The 16486-nt window shown below is 67.2% G+C and carries 15 protein-coding genes; 8 read left to right on the top strand and 7 right to left on the bottom strand.

The features are described from left to right. Window positions 1-20: 20 nt before the first annotated feature. A complete protein-coding gene (locus OG223_RS26850) occupies window positions 21-707 on the bottom strand; it encodes a PadR family transcriptional regulator (protein WP_019055135.1) in 687 nt (228 codons plus the stop codon). Between the two features lie 735 nt (window positions 708-1442). Between OG223_RS26850 and OG223_RS26845 the strand changes: the two genes are divergently transcribed. Together OG223_RS26845 and OG223_RS26840 are read left to right on the top strand one after the other, a co-directional pair. After that, entirely contained in the window at window positions 1443-3689 is a 2247-nt protein-coding gene (locus tag OG223_RS26845; RefSeq protein ID WP_329265490.1) for a transglycosylase domain-containing protein, read from the top strand. 296 nt (window positions 3690-3985) lie between these two features. Then, window positions 3986-5494 (top strand): glycosyltransferase family 87 protein, encoded by a 1509-nt coding sequence (locus tag OG223_RS26840; RefSeq protein ID WP_329253658.1) that lies wholly within the window; start codon window positions 3986-3988, stop codon window positions 5492-5494. A gap of 101 nt (window positions 5495-5595) precedes the next feature. On the opposite strand, the gene OG223_RS26835 is transcribed toward OG223_RS26840, so the two are convergent. The 3 genes from OG223_RS26835 to OG223_RS26825 form a co-directional block, all read right to left on the bottom strand. Then, complete coding sequence (locus tag OG223_RS26835) at window positions 5596-6627, bottom strand: alanine racemase (protein WP_200683147.1); 1032 nt, start codon at window positions 6625-6627, stop codon at window positions 5596-5598. Between the two features lie 90 nt (window positions 6628-6717). Continuing rightward, window positions 6718-7839: a peptidoglycan bridge formation glycyltransferase FemX gene (gene femX, locus OG223_RS26830; RefSeq protein WP_329253655.1), complete on the bottom strand. Its 1122-nt coding sequence runs from the start codon at window positions 7837-7839 to the stop codon at window positions 6718-6720. A 209-nt stretch (window positions 7840-8048) separates the two neighbouring features. Beyond that, window positions 8049-8363: a hypothetical protein gene (locus tag OG223_RS26825; RefSeq protein ID WP_329253652.1), complete on the bottom strand. Its 315-nt coding sequence runs from the start codon at window positions 8361-8363 to the stop codon at window positions 8049-8051. A 276-nt stretch (window positions 8364-8639) separates the two neighbouring features. On the opposite strand from OG223_RS26825, the gene rpsF reads away from it, so the two are divergent. From rpsF to rplI, 4 genes are all read left to right on the top strand, one after another. Further along, window positions 8640-8930 carry a 30S ribosomal protein S6 gene (rpsF, locus tag OG223_RS26820; RefSeq protein WP_006604399.1) on the top strand — a complete coding sequence of 97 codons (291 nt, stop codon included), beginning with the start codon at window positions 8640-8642 and terminating at the stop codon, window positions 8928-8930. 77 nt (window positions 8931-9007) lie between these two features. Next, on the top strand, window positions 9008-9619 hold the full coding sequence (locus OG223_RS26815; RefSeq protein ID WP_318017437.1) for a single-stranded DNA-binding protein: 612 nt from the start codon (window positions 9008-9010) through the stop codon (window positions 9617-9619). A 57-nt stretch (window positions 9620-9676) separates the two neighbouring features. After that, window positions 9677-9913, top strand: a complete 237-nt coding sequence (gene rpsR, locus OG223_RS26810; RefSeq protein ID WP_006381652.1) for a 30S ribosomal protein S18 — start codon at window positions 9677-9679, stop codon at window positions 9911-9913. 18 nt (window positions 9914-9931) lie between these two features. Further along, the gene (rplI, locus tag OG223_RS26805) at window positions 9932-10378 is read left to right on the top strand and encodes a 50S ribosomal protein L9 (protein ID WP_019073380.1); all 447 of its coding nucleotides are present in this window, start codon (window positions 9932-9934) and stop codon (window positions 10376-10378) included. A gap of 162 nt (window positions 10379-10540) precedes the next feature. On the opposite strand, the gene OG223_RS26800 is transcribed toward rplI, so the two are convergent. Next, on the bottom strand, window positions 10541-11878 hold the full coding sequence (locus tag OG223_RS26800) for an MATE family efflux transporter (protein WP_329253643.1): 1338 nt from the start codon (window positions 11876-11878) through the stop codon (window positions 10541-10543). A gap of 460 nt (window positions 11879-12338) precedes the next feature. On the opposite strand from OG223_RS26800, the gene dnaB reads away from it, so the two are divergent. Together dnaB and OG223_RS26790 are read left to right on the top strand one after the other, a co-directional pair. Further along, on the top strand, window positions 12339-13817 hold the full coding sequence (gene dnaB / locus OG223_RS26795; protein ID WP_329253641.1) for a replicative DNA helicase: 1479 nt from the start codon (window positions 12339-12341) through the stop codon (window positions 13815-13817). 85 nt (window positions 13818-13902) lie between these two features. Beyond that, window positions 13903-15288, top strand: coding sequence for a serine hydrolase domain-containing protein (locus OG223_RS26790; RefSeq protein ID WP_329253638.1), 1386 nt, complete (start codon window positions 13903-13905; stop codon window positions 15286-15288). A 106-nt stretch (window positions 15289-15394) separates the two neighbouring features. Here the strand turns inward: OG223_RS26790 and OG223_RS26785 are convergent, their stop codons facing one another. Together OG223_RS26785 and OG223_RS26780 are read right to left on the bottom strand one after the other, a co-directional pair. After that, window positions 15395-15847 carry a GNAT family N-acetyltransferase gene (locus OG223_RS26785; protein WP_329253635.1) on the bottom strand — a complete coding sequence of 151 codons (453 nt, stop codon included), beginning with the start codon at window positions 15845-15847 and terminating at the stop codon, window positions 15395-15397. A 43-nt stretch (window positions 15848-15890) separates the two neighbouring features. Beyond that, complete coding sequence (locus OG223_RS26780; protein WP_329253632.1) at window positions 15891-16349, bottom strand: MarR family winged helix-turn-helix transcriptional regulator; 459 nt, start codon at window positions 16347-16349, stop codon at window positions 15891-15893. Between the last annotated feature and the right edge of the window lie 137 nt (window positions 16350-16486).

Genomic DNA, 16486 nt, shown 5'->3' with positions numbered 1-16486 from the left:
GGTGAGGCCCTGACTGGACCTCATGTGGTGGTTTCGTCGGACGGATCCGGCCCGGGGGTGGCGCCCCCGAGCCGGGGCAGGCCGCCCGACTCCCCAGATGTGCTGTCCTGCTGAGCGGAACGATCCGAAGCGGGACCCTTCAGGTCCCGTCCGGCCCGCTCGCTCTCGATGAGCTCGTTCAGCCAGCGCACTTCGCGCTCCACGGACTCCATTCCGTGGCGCTGCAGCTCAAGCGTGTAGTCGTCGAGGCGCTCCCGGGTCCGCGCCAAGGAGGTACGCATCTTGTCGAGACGCTCCTCCAGCCGGCTGCGGCGACCTTCCAGTACGCGCATGCGTACGTCGCGTGACGTCTGCCCGAAGAAGGCGAAACGAGCGGCGAAATGTTCGTCCTCGTACGCGTCGGGCCCCGTCTGCGAGAGCAGCTCCTCGAAGTGCTCCTTACCTTCCGCCGTCAACCGGTAGACGATCTTGGCGCGACGTCCCGCGAGGGTGGCGGTGAGGGCGTCCTCGGGGGTGTTCCCCGTCTCCTCGATCAACCAGCCGTTGGCGACCAGCGTCTTGAGACAGGGGTAGAGCGTCCCGTAGCTGAACGCACGGAACACACCGAGTGACGTATTGAGTCGTTTGCGCAGCTCATAGCCGTGCATCGGGGATTCGCGGAGCAGGCCGAGGATGGCGAACTCGAGGATGCCGGAGCGTCTGCTCATCGTCGCCTCCTTCCTGTCCGCTGTCCGACCGTGACGGTCTTTATGCCGAGCTGATGTATCGACTCGATACATCCAGACGATAGAACGGCCTTCCGGATGCGACAAGTGGGGAGATGGTGACCGCCGTCACATCACTGATTCGTTGGAATCAAGTTGCCTGATTTGGGGTGAACTTCGGGGCTAAGCAGGTTTTGACGGTGCGTAGTCTGTGCGGCATGCACACCACCGGGAACCAAGTGACGCGTGGGGGCGTCAACGTCCCCGGTGCGGTACGGATGAATGCAGAACCGACCACATCCGTACTTCGGGGGGACCGGAAACCAGCCGCCGTTTCCAGGCGCGCACGGGTGCGCCTGCCCGAGGAGTAATCGTTCGATGAGCGAGCACCGTCGCAAACCGCCGCAGCCGCAGGGAGGCGGACGTGCCGCGGACCGACGCGGCCAGCCCGGACCGACCTCCGGCCGCCGCGCGGCACCGCGAGGCGCCACCACCGGGTCTCCTTCCGACGCCTATGGGTCCAACTCCGCCGAGCCGGGGGGTGAAGAGCGCCAGTACGGCAGCCGCGCCGAAGCCCGCCGGGCTGCCCAGAGAGGCGGTGGCCGCCGCAGAGAGCCCGCCGGTCAAGGTCCAGGGGGCCCGAACGGGCCCGGCCGGGGCAGAGGCCGCGCTCCCGCGCCCGGCAAGAAGCGGTTCATCGACTATCCGCGCTTCGACAAGTACGGATGGCGCCGCTGGATGCCCTCCTGGAAGCTTGTCTCCGGCCTGTGTCTCTTCTTCTTCGGCAGCCTCGTGGCCGCGGTCGGTGTTGGCTACGCCATGGTCGGCATCCCCAGCGAGAACACCGCGGCCAAGTCGCAGAACAACGTCTACTACTGGTCGAACGGTGACCAGATGGTCGCCACGGGCACCGGCACCAACCGCCAGAACATCAACATCGCGGAGATCCCCAAGGCCATGCAGTGGTCGGTGATCTCGGCCGAGAACAAGAGCTTCTACACGGACTCGGGCGTCGACCCCATGGGCATCGCCCGTGCCCTGGCCAACATGGCCCGGGGCGGTCAGACGCAGGGCGGCTCGACGATCACCCAGCAGTTCGTCAAGAACACCTACCTGAGCCAGGAACAGACGGTCACCCGGAAGCTCAGGGAGATGTTCATCTCCATCAAGGTGGGGACGTCGCTCAGCAAGCAGCAGGTGCTGCAGGGCTACCTGAACACCTCGTACTACGGCCGTGGCGCCTACGGCATACAGGCCGCCGCGCAGACCTACTACGGCGTGGACGCGGTCAAGCTGACGCCGAGCCAGTGCGCCTTCCTGGCGGCCCTGTTGAAGGGGCCGACGTACTACGACCCGATCGGCGCCACGAACATCGACCCGGCGGCGGACGCCAAGTCCAACACCGCCCGCTCCAAGGCGCGTTGGGCCTGGATCCTGGAGCAGATGCACGACGACAAGCGCATCACGGACGCCGAGTACCAGACGGCCATCAAGAAGTACCCCATGCCCCAGGGGCTCAAGGCGACCAAGGGCATGACCGGCCAGATCAGCTACCTGGTGGACACGGCCAAGAAGTACGTCCTGAACCACTCGGACATCTCACAGACCGAGTTCGACCAGGGCGGCTATCAGATCTACACGACCTTCCAGAAGGACAAGGTCGACGAACTGAGCGCGGCCGTGAAGAAGATCCAGAAGGACCGGATCGATCCGAAGAAGCGCGACCTGGACAAGTACGTCCAGTTCGGAGCGGCGTCGGTGGTGCCCAAGGACGGCGCGATCGTCGCCCTCTACGGCGGTGACGGCTACGAGAACGGCCACTTCACCAACAACGCCGACACCTCGGGTGTCCCGGTGGGTTCGACCTGGAAGCCGTTCGTGCTCGCCGCCGCCATGGAGTACGGCACGTACAAGACCGACGGCGTCGGTATCTCGCCGCTGAGCAAGTACAACGGCGACGACCATCTCAAGGTCAGAAACCAGGACGGCACATATGTCCTGAACAAGGACAACTCGATCTTCTACCAGAACAACGAGAGCAACTACCCCTGGGGTTACATCTCGCTGCGCAAGGCGATGGAGCAGTCCATCAACACGCCGTTCGTGCAGTTGGGCATGGACGTCGGGAACTCGAAGGTGCGGGACGTGGCCAAGGCGTCCGGGATACTGGACGACAGTTTCGCCACGCTCAACCCGTCCTTCGCCATCGGTACCTCGACCCCCAGCGCGATCCGGATGGCTGACGCGTACGCAACGTTCGCCGCGTCCGGCAAGCAGGCGGACCCGTACTCGGTGACGGCCGTGAAGGAGGGCGGGCAGCCGGTGTCCGGTTTCACCAAGCCGGCCGTGAAGCAGGCGATGCCGGAGAACGTGGCGAACAACGTCACGAACACCCTGGAGAACGTCATCCAGAACGGTACGGCCAAGAACGCGAAGGCTCTGGGCCGTACGGCGGCCGGCAAGACCGGTACCACCGACAGCAACAAGTCGGCCTGGTTCGTCGGCTACACCCAGCAGCTCTCGACGTCGATCGCGATGTTCAGGGAGAACCCCAAGGACGCCCAACTCCTCTCCATGAACGGCACGGCAGGCGTGGCGTCCATCCACGGTGGTGACATCCCGACGGCGGTGTGGACCGAGTACATGGAGTCCGCGCTGAAGGGGAAGTCCGACCTCGGCTTCCCGGACGCCACCAAGATCGACAATGTCGAGGACGAGTCCGGCGCACCGTCTCCCACTCCGACGCCCGTTGTGACGCCGAGCGAGACGCCCAGCGAGACGCCGAGCGAGACGCCCATCGTGACGACGCCGAGCGCGACGCCTTCGGCCACCGAGTCCTGCAAGTTCAGTTGGCAGTGCAGCAACGACGGTGGCACCGACGGAGGTACGACGACCTCACCATCGGCCACGGCCACTGCCACGGAAAGCAGCGGCAGTAACAGAGGCAGTGACAATGGGGGCATCTTCGGAGGCTCAACCGGCTAGCTGCCATATCGCTCGTGAAGGGTGTTTCACGTGAAACACCCTTCACGGGATGTTTCACGTGAAACGAGGGCCGCCGCACCCATCGGGTGCGGCGGCCCTCGGCGTATGTCTGGGTGAGTCGGCTTCCCCTCCGGTCAACGCCACTCGGTCCTGCCGTCGTTCATGAGGAGCCACGTCCGCACCTCCTGGGGGAACGGCACCCCCAGCGGGGCCGCCCGATCACGGCCTTGTGCACCAACCGGGGGCGGCGGCGAATCTCAGGTGCTGACGGCACGCTCCTAGGTGCGTACGGCAGGATGTGCCCCATGCCCAGTGCAGAACTGACGCCCACGAGCGTGCACGAGCCCGATCCGGTACTGCCGACCAAGGACGATCAGGTCGCCGCCGCCGGCAGTGAACTGATCGGTGGCCCCATCGGCCGGCGCGCTCTCCTGGGGACGTCTTGGTGGACTCCCGTACGGGTCGTCGCGCTGGTGGCGATCGGCATCTTCGCCCTCGGCCTGGTGCAGAAGGCGCCCTGCTACAACAGCGGCTGGTTCTTCGGCGCCAGCTCGCAGTACACGCACGCGTGCTACTCGGACATCCCGCACCTCTATCAGGGGCGTGGTTTCGCCGACGGGCTCGTGCCGTACTTCGACAAGCTTCCCGGAGACATGCAGTACCTCGAATACCCGGTGCTGACCGGTGTGTTCATGGAGGTGGCCGCCTGGCTCACGCCGGGCAGCGGCAGCATCCAGCACCAGGAACAGTGGTACTGGATGGTCAACGCCGGGATGCTGATGGTGTGCGCGGCCGTCATCGTCGTATGCGTCAGCCGCACGCACGCCCGGCGCCCCTGGGACGGCCTGCTGGTCGCCCTGGCGCCCGCCTTCGCGCTCACCGCCACCATCAACTGGGACCTGCTGGCGGTCGCTCTGACGGCCGCGGCGATGCTGATGTGGTCGCGGGGCCGTTCCCTCGCGTTCGGCGTCCTGTTGGGCCTTGCAACGGCCGCCAAGCTCTATCCCGTCTTCCTGCTCGGCCCGCTGTTCCTGCTGTGCTGGCGCGCGGGCAAGTGGCGGGACTTCGGGAAGGCGTTGGGCGGAACCGTCGTCGCCTGGCTGGCGGTGAACCTGCCGGTGATGCTCTTCGCCTTCGACGGCTGGTCGAAGTTCTACACGTTCAGCCAGGAACGGGGCGTCGACTTCGGGTCGTTCTGGCTGATCCTGGCCCAGAACTCCACCGACCCGCTCAGCACCGACACCGTCAACACGTTCGCGACCCTGCTGATGCTGCTGTGCTGTGGTGCCATCGCGGCACTCACGATGACGGCTCCGCGCCGGCCGCGCTTCGCTCAGTTGGCCTTCCTGATCGTCGCGGCGTTCATCGTGACCAACAAGGTCTACTCGCCGCAGTACGTGCTGTGGCTGGTCCCCCTGGCCGTGCTGGCCCGGCCGAAGTGGCGGGACTTCCTGATCTGGCAGGCGTGCGAGGTGGCGTACTTCCTGGGCATCTGGCTGTACCTCGCGTACACGACCAGCGGAGACGCCCACAAGGGCCTGCCGACCGACGGCTACCACTGGGCCATCGGCCTGCACCTGCTGGGCACGCTCTACCTGTGCGCCGTGATCGTGCGCGACATCCTCATGCCGGAGCGGGACGTGGTGCGCCTGGCGGGCGACGACGACCCCTCGGGCGGCGTGCTCGACCGGGCGGAGGACGCGTTCGTGTTCGGAGCCGCCGCCCGTCCCGGGCGGCACGCGGCCCCCTTCGACGGGCCGCAGGTGGAGTGGGGCAGTGAGGGAACGGCCGACCGTTCGCTCTGAGCGAACAGGGTGCCAGGAGCCCACGAAAGACGGAGAGACCACGCGAAAAGGCCGTACACGGGAAGCTCCGTGTACGGCCTTTTCGGCTGCTGTGAAGGGGTTCAGCGGTCCACGATGCGGTCGAACTGCGTGGTGGTGTGCCGCAGATGGGCCACCAGTTCCTCGCCCACCTTCGGCTCGGCCGCCTCCACCGGTACGAACAGGATCGAGACCTGCATGTGCGGCGGCTCGGCGAACCAGCGCTGCTTGCCGTCCCAGACGAACGGAGAAAGATTCCGGTTGACCGTGGCCAGGCCGGCGCGGGCGACGCCCTTGGCGCGCGGCATGACGCCGTGCAGCGCCTTGGGGGCCTCCAGGCCCACCCCGTGCGACGTACCGCCCGCCACGACCACCAGATAGCCGTCAGAGGCCGTCTTCTGCTGCCGGTAGCCGAAGCGGTCGCCCTTGGAGACGCGGGTGACGTCCAGGACCGCGCCGCGGTACTCGGTGGCCTCGTGGTCCCCCAGCCACAGCCGGGTGCCGATCCGGGCCCGGAAGCGGGTCTGCGGGAACTGCTGCTGCAGCCGGGCCAGATCCTCCGACTTGAGGTGGCTGACGAACATCGTGTGCAGCGGCAGCCGGGCCGCCCGCAGACGGTCCATCCAGCCGATGACCTCCTCGACGGCGTCCGAGCCGTCGGTGCGGTCCAACGGGAGGTGGATGGCGAAGCCCTCCAGGCGCACGTTCTCTATGGCGGAGTGCAACTGCGGCAGTTCCTGCTCGCTGACACCGTGACGCTTCATCGAGGACATCACCTCGATGACCACACGGGCGCCCACAAGGCCGTAGACACCGTCGATGGACGACACCGAGCGGATGACCCGGTCCGGCAGCGGTACGGGCTCCTCGCCGCGGCGGTACGGCGTCAGCACCAGCAGGTCACCGCCGAACCAGTCCTTGATCCGGGCGGCCTCGTACGTCGTACCGACGGCGAGGACGTCCGCGCCGAGCCGGGTCGCCTCCTCGGCCAGCCGCTCGTGCCCGAAGCCGTAGCCGTTGCCCTTGCAGACCGGGACGAGCCCCGGGAACTGCCCGGCAACGTGCTTGTGATGCGCCCGCCAGCGAGCAGTGTCGACGTAGAGCGTGAGCGCCATGGCCGGACCTGGAACCTTTCGGGTGGCTGCGGTGTATCAGGAGTAATGAGAGCTGTCGACGCTATCGAAACCGAAGCGAGGACCGTCAGGTCAGCGGCGCGACATGTAGATGTCGAGCGCCTTGTGGAGCAGCTTGTTGAGCGGGAAGTCCCACTCGCCGAGGTATTCGGCGGCCTGCCCGCCGGTGCCCACCTTGAACTGGATCAGACCGAAGAGGTGGTCGGTCTCGTCCAGCGAGTCGGAGATGCCGCGCAGGTCGTACACGGTGGCGCCGAGCGCGTAGGCGTCACGCAGCATCCGCCACTGCATCGCGTTCGAGGGCCGGACTTCACGCCCGATGTTGTCGGAGGCGCCGTAGGAGTACCAGACGTGTCCGCCGACCACGAGCATCGTCGCCGCCGACAGGTTCACGCCGTCGTGCCGGGCGAAGTACAGCCGCATCCGGTTGGGGTCCTCGGTGTTGAGGGCCGTCCACATGCGCTGGAAGTACGACAGCGGGCGGGGCCTGAAGTGGTCGCGCAGGGCCGTGATCTCGTACAGCCGCTGCCATTCCTCGAGGTCGTGGTAGCCGCCCTGGACGACCTCGACACCGGCCTTCTCGGCCTTCTTGATGTTGCGGCGCCAGAGCTGGTTGAAGTTCTTGTGGACCTCTTCCAGGGAGCGGTTCGCCAGCGGCACCTGGTAGACGTAGCGCGGCTGGACGTCGCCGAAGCCGGCGCCGCCGTCCTCACCCTGCTGCCAGCCCATACGGCGCAGCTTGTCGGCCACCTCGAAGGCGCGCGGTTCGATGAAGTCGGCCTCGATGTCGCGCAGTCGCTTCACGTCCGGGTTCTGGATGCCCGCCTTGATGGAGATGGCCTCCCAGCGCCGGATGATGACCGGCGGGCCCATCTTCACGGAGAAGGCGCCCTGGTGCTTGAGGTGGGCCAGCATCGGCTGGAGCCACTCGTCCAGGTTCGGCGCGAACCAGTTGATGACCGGGCCCTCGGGCAGATAGGCCAAGTAGCGCTTAATCTTGGGGAGTTGCCGGTAGAGGACCAGCCCCGCGCCGACCAGCTCGCCGGTCCGCTCGTCGAACCAGCCGAGGCTCTCGGAGCGCCACTCCGCCTTCACATCAGCCCACGCCGGGACCTGCATGTGGCTAGCCGAGGGCAGGCTCTGGATGAATGCCAGATGCTGCTCACGGCTGATGGTCCTCAGGGTCAGGCTCATTCGGGGCGCTCCTCGGGCTGGTGTGTCCCCATGGGTACAGGGGCTCCGGCTCTCGCGCCGAAGCCTACTGCGCCTTGCGAGCGCCCCGACTGGGCGTATGCAACCTTCGCCTCGGCCTGTCGGCCGCCAAGGCGTTCCGTGCTGTTTTACGTGGAGTTCGGACTACGGCGTCCTGGCCGTCGGCTTCTGACCCGCCGGCTTCCGGGCCGTTAGCTGATGACGCCGCCGAACAGGCCACCGTGCGCCATGCCGAGGAAGAAGCCGACACCCGCGGCACCGAGACCCAGGATCAGGCCGAAGCGCTCCCTCGTCGTCTCGGAGATCCACTGCCCGTACGCGCCGGTGAGGATCCCCAGCAGGCCGGTCCAGGAGCTGAGCAGATGCAGGCTGTGGAAGAAGCCCGTGATGAACGCGGTCAGTCCGAGCACCAGGGTCACCGCGAGCAGCGTGTCCTGGAGCGGATGGGGCTTGCCGTCTGTGGCGAAGAGAGAGCCGGCGGTGTTGGGTCGCAATGCCTGTGCCATGTGGCACCTCCTGCGGAAGGCGGCGCATCGTCGCGCCGGACACACCCGATGTGTACAGATTGACGCTCTCCGCCACCGGATTTCAACCGGAAGCCGGTGTGCGGGTACTCTGTACCCTCTGCACTGGTGTCTGCCCATGCCACGGCTCGGAATCCCCGCGAGGGGCACCCGATGTCAGTGGCGGCTGTTTTACTGGCACACACTGTTGCTTACGCATCACAACCCTCCTGCCACGGAACGACCGTGGCCGCTGAGTCCAAAGGAGGTGGGTTCCACATGCGTCACTACGAAGTGATGGTCATCCTCGACCCCGATCTGGAGGAGCGCGCTGTCTCCCCCCTGATCGAGAACTTCCTCTCCGTCGTCCGTGAGGGCAACGGAAAGGTGGAGAAGGTCGACACCTGGGGCCGTCGTCGTCTCTCGTACGAGATCAAGAAGAAGCCCGAGGGCATCTACTCGGTCATCGACCTGCAGGCCGAGCCTGCGGTCGTCAAGGAGCTCGACCGCCAGATGAACCTGAACGAGTCGGTCCTCCGGACCAAGGTCCTCCGCCCCGAGACCCACTGAGCATCCTGCTCAACTGATCTCGGGATTCGAGTAGCAGCACCAAGCAGCCAGCAGCAAACCCGCCGAGAGGTTCCCCCATGGCAGGCGAGACCGTCATCACGGTCGTCGGCAATCTTGTCGACGACCCCGAGCTGCGCTTCACCCCTTCCGGTGCGGCGGTCGCGAAGTTCCGTGTCGCGTCCACTCCCCGCACCTTCGACCGCCAGACGAACGAGTGGAAGGACGGCGAAAGCCTCTTCCTCACCTGCTCGGTCTGGCGTCAGGCGGCGGAGAACGTCGCCGAATCGCTCCAGCGAGGCATGCGCGTCATCGTGCAGGGCCGGCTGAAGCAGCGGTCCTACGAGGACCGTGAGGGCGTCAAGCGCACGGTCTACGAACTGGACGTCGAAGAAGTCGGCGCCAGCCTGCGCAGTGCCACGGCCAAGGTCACCAAGACCGCCGGTGGCGCTCGCGGTGGCCAGGGCGGCGGCTTCGGCGGTGGCGGTGGTGGCGGCCAGGGTGGCGGTGGCTGGGGTGGAAACTCCGGCGGCGGCCAGCCGGCCGGCGGCGCTCCCGCCGACGACCCGTGGGCTACCGGCGCTCCCGCCGGTGGCAACCAGGGCGGCGGCGGTGGCGGCGGCTGGGGTGGAAACTCCGGCGGCGCCAGCGGTGGCGGTGGCGGCGGCTACTCGGACGAACCCCCCTTCTAGGCCTTCGGGCCGAGGGTGGGTCGTACCCACACTTCTTGATCACACAGGAGATACACCATGGCGAAGCCGCCTGTGCGCAAGCCGAAGAAGAAGGTCTGCGCATTCTGCAAGGACAAGGTCCAGTACGTGGACTACAAGGACACGAACATGCTGCGGAAGTTCATTTCCGACCGTGGCAAGATCCGTGCCCGCCGCGTCACCGGCAACTGCACGCAGCACCAGCGTGACGTCGCCACGGCTGTGAAGAACAGCCGTGAGATGGCGCTGCTGCCCTACACCTCCACCGCGCGATAAGGGAAGGGTGACCGACAAATGAAGATCATCCTCACCCACGAGGTCTCCGGCCTCGGTGCCGCCGGCGACGTCGTCGACGTCAAGGACGGTTACGCTCGCAACTACCTGATCCCGCGGAAGTTCGCTATCCGCTGGACCAAGGGTGGCGAGAAGGATGTCGAGCAGATCCGTCGTGCTCGCAAGATCCACGAGATCCAGACCATCGAGCAGGCCAACTCCGTGAAGGCCCAGCTCGAGGGCGTCAAGGTCCGTCTGGCCGTCCGCTCCGGCGACGCCGGTCGTCTCTTCGGTTCCGTCACCCCGGCCGACATCGCTTCCGCGATCAAGGCTTCCGGTGGCCCCGAGGTCGACAAGCGCCGCATCGAGCTGTCTGCTCCGATCAAGACCCTGGGCGCCCACGAGACGTCCGTGCGTCTGCACCCCGAGGTTGCCGCCAAGGTCAACATCGAGGTCATCGCGGCCTGACCGCTGCGCTCGGCATAGCTGAGAGAGGGGCCGCACCCGTTGGGGTGCGGCCCCTCTGCTGTGTTCGGGACGGGACACTGCCCTGTGGTGCGTTCGGGGCGGCGCTACGGCGCTCATGTTTCACGTGAAACATGCCAGTGCGCGGTGTTTCACGTGAAACGGTCAGCGGGTCGCGCCCGTGACGACCCAGCGCCCCGAGCGAGCGCGCAGCAGGAGCGTGAACATCCGCACCGCCATCATCAGGGTCATCGCTCCCCAGAGTGCGGTCAGTCCAGCACCGAGGATCGGCACGAGCAGGGCCACTGGAGCGAAGACCGCCAGGGTCACCACCATCGCCCCGGCGAGATACGGCCCGTCTCCCGCGCCCATCAACACCCCGTCCAGGACGAAGACGACACCGCAGATCGGCTGGGAGAGCGCCACCATGATCAGGGCGGGCAGGGCGGTGTCCTTGACGGTGGGGTCGCTGGTGAACAGCGGGAGGAAGAGTGGGCGGGACAGGATCACCAGGAGGCCGAGCACCACTCCCGTGGCGATGCCCCACTGCACCATGCGGCGGCATGCGGCTCGGGCGCCCTGGGGGTCGTCCGCGCCGAGATAGCGGCCGATGATCGCCTGGCCCGCGATCGCGATGGCGTCGAGGGCGAAAGCCAGCAGGGACCACAGGGACAGGATGATCTGGTGTGCGGCGATGGCGGCGTCTCCGAGGCGGGCCGCGACAGCCGTGGCGATCAGGAGGATGGCTCTCAGGGAGAGCGTGCGCACAAGGAGAGGTGCGCCGGCCTGGGCCGAGGCTCTGATCCCTGCGGCGTCAGGACTGAGGGAGGCGCCGTGCCGACGCGCTCCGCGGACGACCACGACGAGATACACGGCAGCCATGCCCCACTGGGCGATGACGGTGCCCCAGGCGGAGCCGGCGATACCGAGGTCGGCGCCATAGACGAGTCCCACGTTGAGGACGCCGTTGGCGACAAAGCCGGAGACGGCGACGTAGAGCGGTGTCTTGGTGTTCTGCAGTCCGCGAAGGACTCCGGTGGCAGCGAGGACGATCAGCATGGCCGGGATGCCGATGGAGGAGATCCGCAGATAGGTCGTCGCATAGGGGGCCGCGGTGTCCGAGGCGCCGAAGAGTCCGATGAGAGCGGGTGCCGAGGGGAGGACGACGGCGATGACGGTGGCGCCGATCAGCAGGGCGAGCCAGATGCCGTCCATGCCCTGGCGGATGGCGGCCTGGAGGTCACCCGCGCCGACCCGTCGGGCGACGGCCGCCGTGGTGGCGTAGGCGAGGAAGACGAAGACGCTCACGGCCGTCGTCAGGAGGGCGGATGCCACGCCGAGTCCGGCGAGTTGTGCCGTGCCGAGATGGCCGACGATCGCGCTGTCGGCCATGACGAAGAGGGGCTCGGCGACGAGCGCGCCGAAGGCCGGGACGGCCAGCGTGACGATCTCTCGGTCCTGCTGTCGTCGGGTGGCCCTGGTGGCCGCGGGAGCCTGTGTCATGAGCACTAATCTAATCGTCCACAGGTAAGAGATGCAATTGCTTTGTGACCCTTACCTCTGATCTCGCCTCGTGTCCTCTCGCGCACTGTTCGAAGCGATCTTGGTCCGATGTGGAAAGTTTTTCTTCTGCACAGCCGGTGGATGGGAAAGGTGCAGGTCAGGTTGGGTTCGATCGAAGCGGCGAGGTCTTGTTCACAGGGCTGTCCACCGGGTCGTGCACAGGTTTTGACGGGTTCTCCACAGCATCCGGGCCGTCGTCCACATGGCCTGTGGATAACCAGATTGGCTGACGGTGCCCGCGGGCCTACGGTGGACCGGAACCCGCCCCGTCAGTCGGACTGAGAACCAACACAAAACCGACGCGCCCGTACCGGAGTTGGGCGTCTCATTTGTCAGTGCCGTGCCGTAGAAATAAGGGGCACGGCGAGGTCCGCTCGGCGGACGGGAGGAGGTGGCTCGGTTGAGTATTTCCGAGCCCTTGGACGACCCGTGGGCCGACAGCGGTCCCAGTGATCGTCTGCCCGCTTCCCGGCGACGCGGTGAAGGAGGCCGGGGCCGCGACGAACAGCACGACCGCGGCCGGGAAGGCGGCGAGTGGGAGGGCGCGGGTTCCGCCTTCGAGCGCGTGCCCCCGCAGGACCTCGATGCCGAGCAGTCCGTGCTCGGCGGCATGCTTCTGTCGAAGGACGCCATCGCGGACGTCGTCGAGGTGCTCAAGGGCCACGACTTCTACAAGCCGGCGCACGAGACGGTCTACCAGGCGATCCTCGACGTCTACGCCAAGGGCGAGCCGGCCGACCCGATCACCATCGCCGCCGAACTCACCAAGCGCGGTGAGATCAACAAGGTCGGCGGCGCATCGTATCTGCACACGCTCGTCCAGACCGTGCCCACGGCGGCGAACGCGGAGTACTACGCGGAGATCGTCCACGAGCGGGCCGTCCTGCGCCGCCTGGTTGAGGCCGGCACGCGCATCACACAGATGGGATACGCGGCCGACGACGACGTCGACGAGATCGTCAACCGGGCCCAGGCCGAGATCTACGCGGTCACCGAGCAGCGGACCAGCGAGGACTACCTTCCGCTCGGCGACATCATGGAGGGCGCGCTCGACGAGATCGAGGCGATCGGCTCACGCAGCGGCGAGATGACCGGTGTGCCCACGGGGTTCACCGACCTCGACTCGCTCACCAACGGTCTGCACCCGGGCCAGATGATCGTCATCGCGGCCCGTCCCGCCATGGGTAAGTCCACGCTCGCGCTCGACTTCGCCCGCGCGGCGTCGATCAAGCACAACCTGCCGAGCGTCATCTTCTCCCTCGAAATGGGGCGCAACGAGATCGCGATGCGTCTGCTGTCCGCCGAGGCCCGGGTCGCCCTGCACCACATGCGCTCCGGCACCATGACCGACGAGGACTGGACGCGACTGGCACGCCGGATGCCCGAGGTGTCGTCGGCACCGCTCTACATCGACGACTCCCCGAACCTGTCGATGATGGAGATCCGCGCCAAGTGCCGTCGGCTCAAGCAGCGCAGCGACATCAAGCTGGTGATCATCGACTATCTGCAACTGATGCAGGCCGGTGGCTCCAAGCGCCAAGAGAGCCGACAGCAGGAGGTCTCGGACATGTCCCGTAACCTCAAGCTCCTGGCGAAGGAGCTGGAGGTCCCGGTGATCGCGCTCTCGCAGCTCAACCGTGGTCCCGAGCAGCGCACGGACAAGAAGCCGATGGTGTCCGACCTGCGTGAGTCCGGCTCCATCGAGCAGGACGCCGACATGGTCATCCTGCTGCACCGTGAGGACGCGTACGAGAAGGAGTCCCCGCGCGCGGGCGAGGCGGACATCATCGTGGGCAAGCACCGTAACGGCCCGACCGCGACGATCACCGTCGCCTTCCAGGGCCACTACTCGCGCTTCGTCGACATGGCGCAGACCTGAGCGGGTGAGTGCGGGCGGCCGACCCGGTGCCGTTTCCTGAGAAATGTGCTCGACGTACGGTCGTCCCGCCGGATGGACTGGGGGCATGACGACATCTCAGGACGACTTGCTTCCCGGCACCCGCCGGGCGTTGTTGCATCGGATCGCCGTGGCCCAGGCCGAGGGGCGGGCGCCGTCGTTGGTCGCCGCGGTGGTGCGGGACGGGCGGACGGTGTGGCACGGCGCGCGGACCTCGGTGGAAGGGCACGGGCCGGACGAGAACGTGCAGTACAGGATCGGCTCGATCACCAAGACGTTCACTGCCGTCCTGGTGCTGCGGCTGCGCGACGAGGGCGTCCTCGACCTCGGTGACCCCCTGGAGAAGCATCTGCCGGGCACCGGCGCGGGTGAGGCCACCATCGCCCAACTGCTCGCGCACACAAGCGGGTTGGCGGCCGAGTCACCCGCACCCTGGTGGGAACGGACGCCCGGTTCCCTGCGCCCCGAACTCCGCGATGTGCTGGGCGATCAGCCTCTGCTGCATCCGGTCGGCCGCCGGTTCCACTACTCGAACCCCGGCTACACGGTGTTGGGCGCGCTCGTCGAGGAGCTGCGGGGTGCGCCCTGGGAGGACGTACTCCGGCGGGAAGTGCTCGAACCGCTGGGCCTCCATCGCACGAGTGGTCAGCCCGAGGCACCGCACGCGGGCGGCTGGGCGGTGCACCCGTGGGCCGACGCACTGCTGCCGGAACCCGCCGTGGACCTCGGTCTGATGGCGCCGGCCGGTCAGCTCTGGTCCACCACTGGTGACTTGGCCCGGTTCGCCGTCTTCCTGGCCAACGGGGACGACCGGGTGCTGAGCGCGGAGTCCGTGCGGGAGATGCGGACCCCAGCGGCACCGGCCGAGGCCGCCGATGTCGTGGACGGCTCCGCCTATGGTCTCGGCCTGCAAGTCCAGCACCGTGACGGCCGACTGCTCATCGGCCACTCCGGTTCGCTGCCCGGCTTCCTGGCGAACCTCAGCATCAGCCTGGCGGACGACGTCGCGGCGGTGGTGCTGGCCAACTGCACCTCCGGACCGCTGCTGGCATCGGCGGGCGCCGATCTCGTCCGTATCGTCGCCGAGGCCGAGCCGAGGATTCCCGAGTCATGGCGCCCGATGCCCGAAGTCGACGCCGCCGTACTGGAGTTGGCGGGGCAGTGGTACTGGGGTACGCACGGGTTCGCCCTGCGGCTGACGGCGGATGGCGGGGCCTCGCTGGAGCCGCTGGCCGGCAAGGGCCGCCGTTCGCGATTCCGGGCCAACGGTGACGGCACCTGGACCGGGCTGGAGGGCTACTACGCCGGAGAGCTCCTGCGGCCCGTACGGCGCCCGGACGGGTCCCTGATCCACCTGGACCTCGGATCGTTCGTCTTCACGCGTCAGCCGTACGACGAGAGTGCTTCTGTGCCGGGTGGGGTGGACTCGGAGGGGTGGCGGGGGATTCGCTAGCCGGCGCAGTCGGGGAGGCGTCGTGTTTCACGTGAAACATGGCGCCTCCTGCTGTCGGCCGGACGCCTCGCTCTCTTCGGAGGAGGGGTTTCTTCGGGAGGGCTTTTCAGAGAGGCAGCTTGAAGCCCACGTGTGAGGCGGTGAAGCCGAGCCGCTCGTAGAACCGATGGGCGTCGGTGCGAGTGACATCAGAGGTCAGTTGAACCAGTTGGCAGCCCTGGCGGCGTGACTCGGCGATCGCCCACTCGATGAGCTGCGTACCCAGGCCGCTGCCTCGCTCGTCCGCGTGGACGCGTACGGCCTCGATGATCGAGCGCGTGGCGCCCTTGCGGGACAGCCCTGGAATGACCGTGAGCTGGAGGGTGCCGACGACGCGACCCTCGCGGACGGCGACGACGAGGTGCTGGTTCGGGTCGACGGTCAGGCGGTCCAGTGCGGCCAGGTAGGGCGTCAGGTCGTCCGGTGACTCGCGTTGGGCGCCTAGGGGATCGTCGGCGAGCATGCCGACGATGGTGGGGACGTCCTTGGTGACCGCGGCCCGTATCTCAAGATCTCCCATGGTCACACCTTAGGCAGCGGTCGGAGTGCGGTGCGGGACGGACCTACGCGGGCACGTTCATCGACTCCACGACCCGGACCAGTGGCGCCAGTTCGGGGTTCGCGGCCGCCGCGTCGAGCGCTTCGCGCAGCGCGGTGTCGTTGGTCGGGCGGGCCTCTTCGAGCAGCGTGAGGCCTGCCTCGGAGACGTTCGTGTAGATGCCCCGGCGATCGGTCGGGCACAGGTACCGCGCGAGCAGGCCGCGGTCCTCGAGCCGGGTGACCAGGCGGGTGGTGGCGCTCTGGCTGAGGACGACCGCGTCGGCGACCTGCCGCATCTGCAGATGCCCTCCCTCGCCGTCGTGCTGTCGGCTGAGCACGTCCAGCAGCGAGTACTCGCGCATGCTCAGGTCGTGCTTGGCCTGCAGGGCGCGCTCGATGTGCGCCTCGATCCTCCCGTGCAACAAGGAGAGGGCGCACCAGCCCTGGGCGAGGGCGGTGAGCGCGGGGTCCGTCGCTGTCATTGGCGTTTCCTCCGTCCAGGAGCGGCTGAACCCAGGATAGAGCACAGGTGAAATAGTCCGCGCTTGCATATAGCACGCGTCTGCAACTATTGTGAACGCACGCAAAGCGCTCCTGCAATCTTCTGGGAAGGGTACCT

Origin of the sequence: Streptomyces sp. NBC_01478, from assembly GCF_036227225.1 — a bacterium.
Taxonomy (GTDB): Bacteria; Actinomycetota; Actinomycetes; order Streptomycetales; family Streptomycetaceae; genus Streptomyces.
This window is presented reverse-complemented; position numbering and strand designations above follow the sequence as displayed.

Bases quoted from the DNA above. Each gene is read 5' to 3' on its own strand.
- OG223_RS26850 (WP_019055135.1), bottom strand. From the start codon at position 707: ATGAGCAGACGCTCCGGCATCCTCGAGTTCGCCATCCTCGGCCTGCTC.
- OG223_RS26845 (WP_329265490.1), top strand. From the start codon at position 1,443: ATGCCCTCCTGGAAGCTTGTCTCCGGCCTGTGTCTCTTCTTCTTCGGC.
- OG223_RS26840 (WP_329253658.1), top strand. From the start codon at position 3,986: ATGTGCCCCATGCCCAGTGCAGAACTGACGCCCACGAGCGTGCACGAG.
- OG223_RS26835 (WP_200683147.1), bottom strand. From the start codon at position 6,627: ATGGCGCTCACGCTCTACGTCGACACTGCTCGCTGGCGGGCGCATCAC.
- femX (WP_329253655.1), bottom strand. From the start codon at position 7,839: ATGAGCCTGACCCTGAGGACCATCAGCCGTGAGCAGCATCTGGCATTC.
- OG223_RS26825 (WP_329253652.1), bottom strand. From the start codon at position 8,363: ATGGCACAGGCATTGCGACCCAACACCGCCGGCTCTCTCTTCGCCACA.
- rpsF (WP_006604399.1), top strand. From the start codon at position 8,640: ATGCGTCACTACGAAGTGATGGTCATCCTCGACCCCGATCTGGAGGAG.
- OG223_RS26815 (WP_318017437.1), top strand. From the start codon at position 9,008: ATGGCAGGCGAGACCGTCATCACGGTCGTCGGCAATCTTGTCGACGAC.
- rpsR (WP_006381652.1), top strand. From the start codon at position 9,677: ATGGCGAAGCCGCCTGTGCGCAAGCCGAAGAAGAAGGTCTGCGCATTC.
- rplI (WP_019073380.1), top strand. From the start codon at position 9,932: ATGAAGATCATCCTCACCCACGAGGTCTCCGGCCTCGGTGCCGCCGGC.
- OG223_RS26800 (WP_329253643.1), bottom strand. From the start codon at position 11,878: ATGACACAGGCTCCCGCGGCCACCAGGGCCACCCGACGACAGCAGGAC.
- OG223_RS26790 (WP_329253638.1), top strand. From the start codon at position 13,903: ATGACGACATCTCAGGACGACTTGCTTCCCGGCACCCGCCGGGCGTTG.
- OG223_RS26785 (WP_329253635.1), bottom strand. From the start codon at position 15,847: ATGGGAGATCTTGAGATACGGGCCGCGGTCACCAAGGACGTCCCCACC.
- OG223_RS26780 (WP_329253632.1), bottom strand. From the start codon at position 16,349: ATGACAGCGACGGACCCCGCGCTCACCGCCCTCGCCCAGGGCTGGTGC.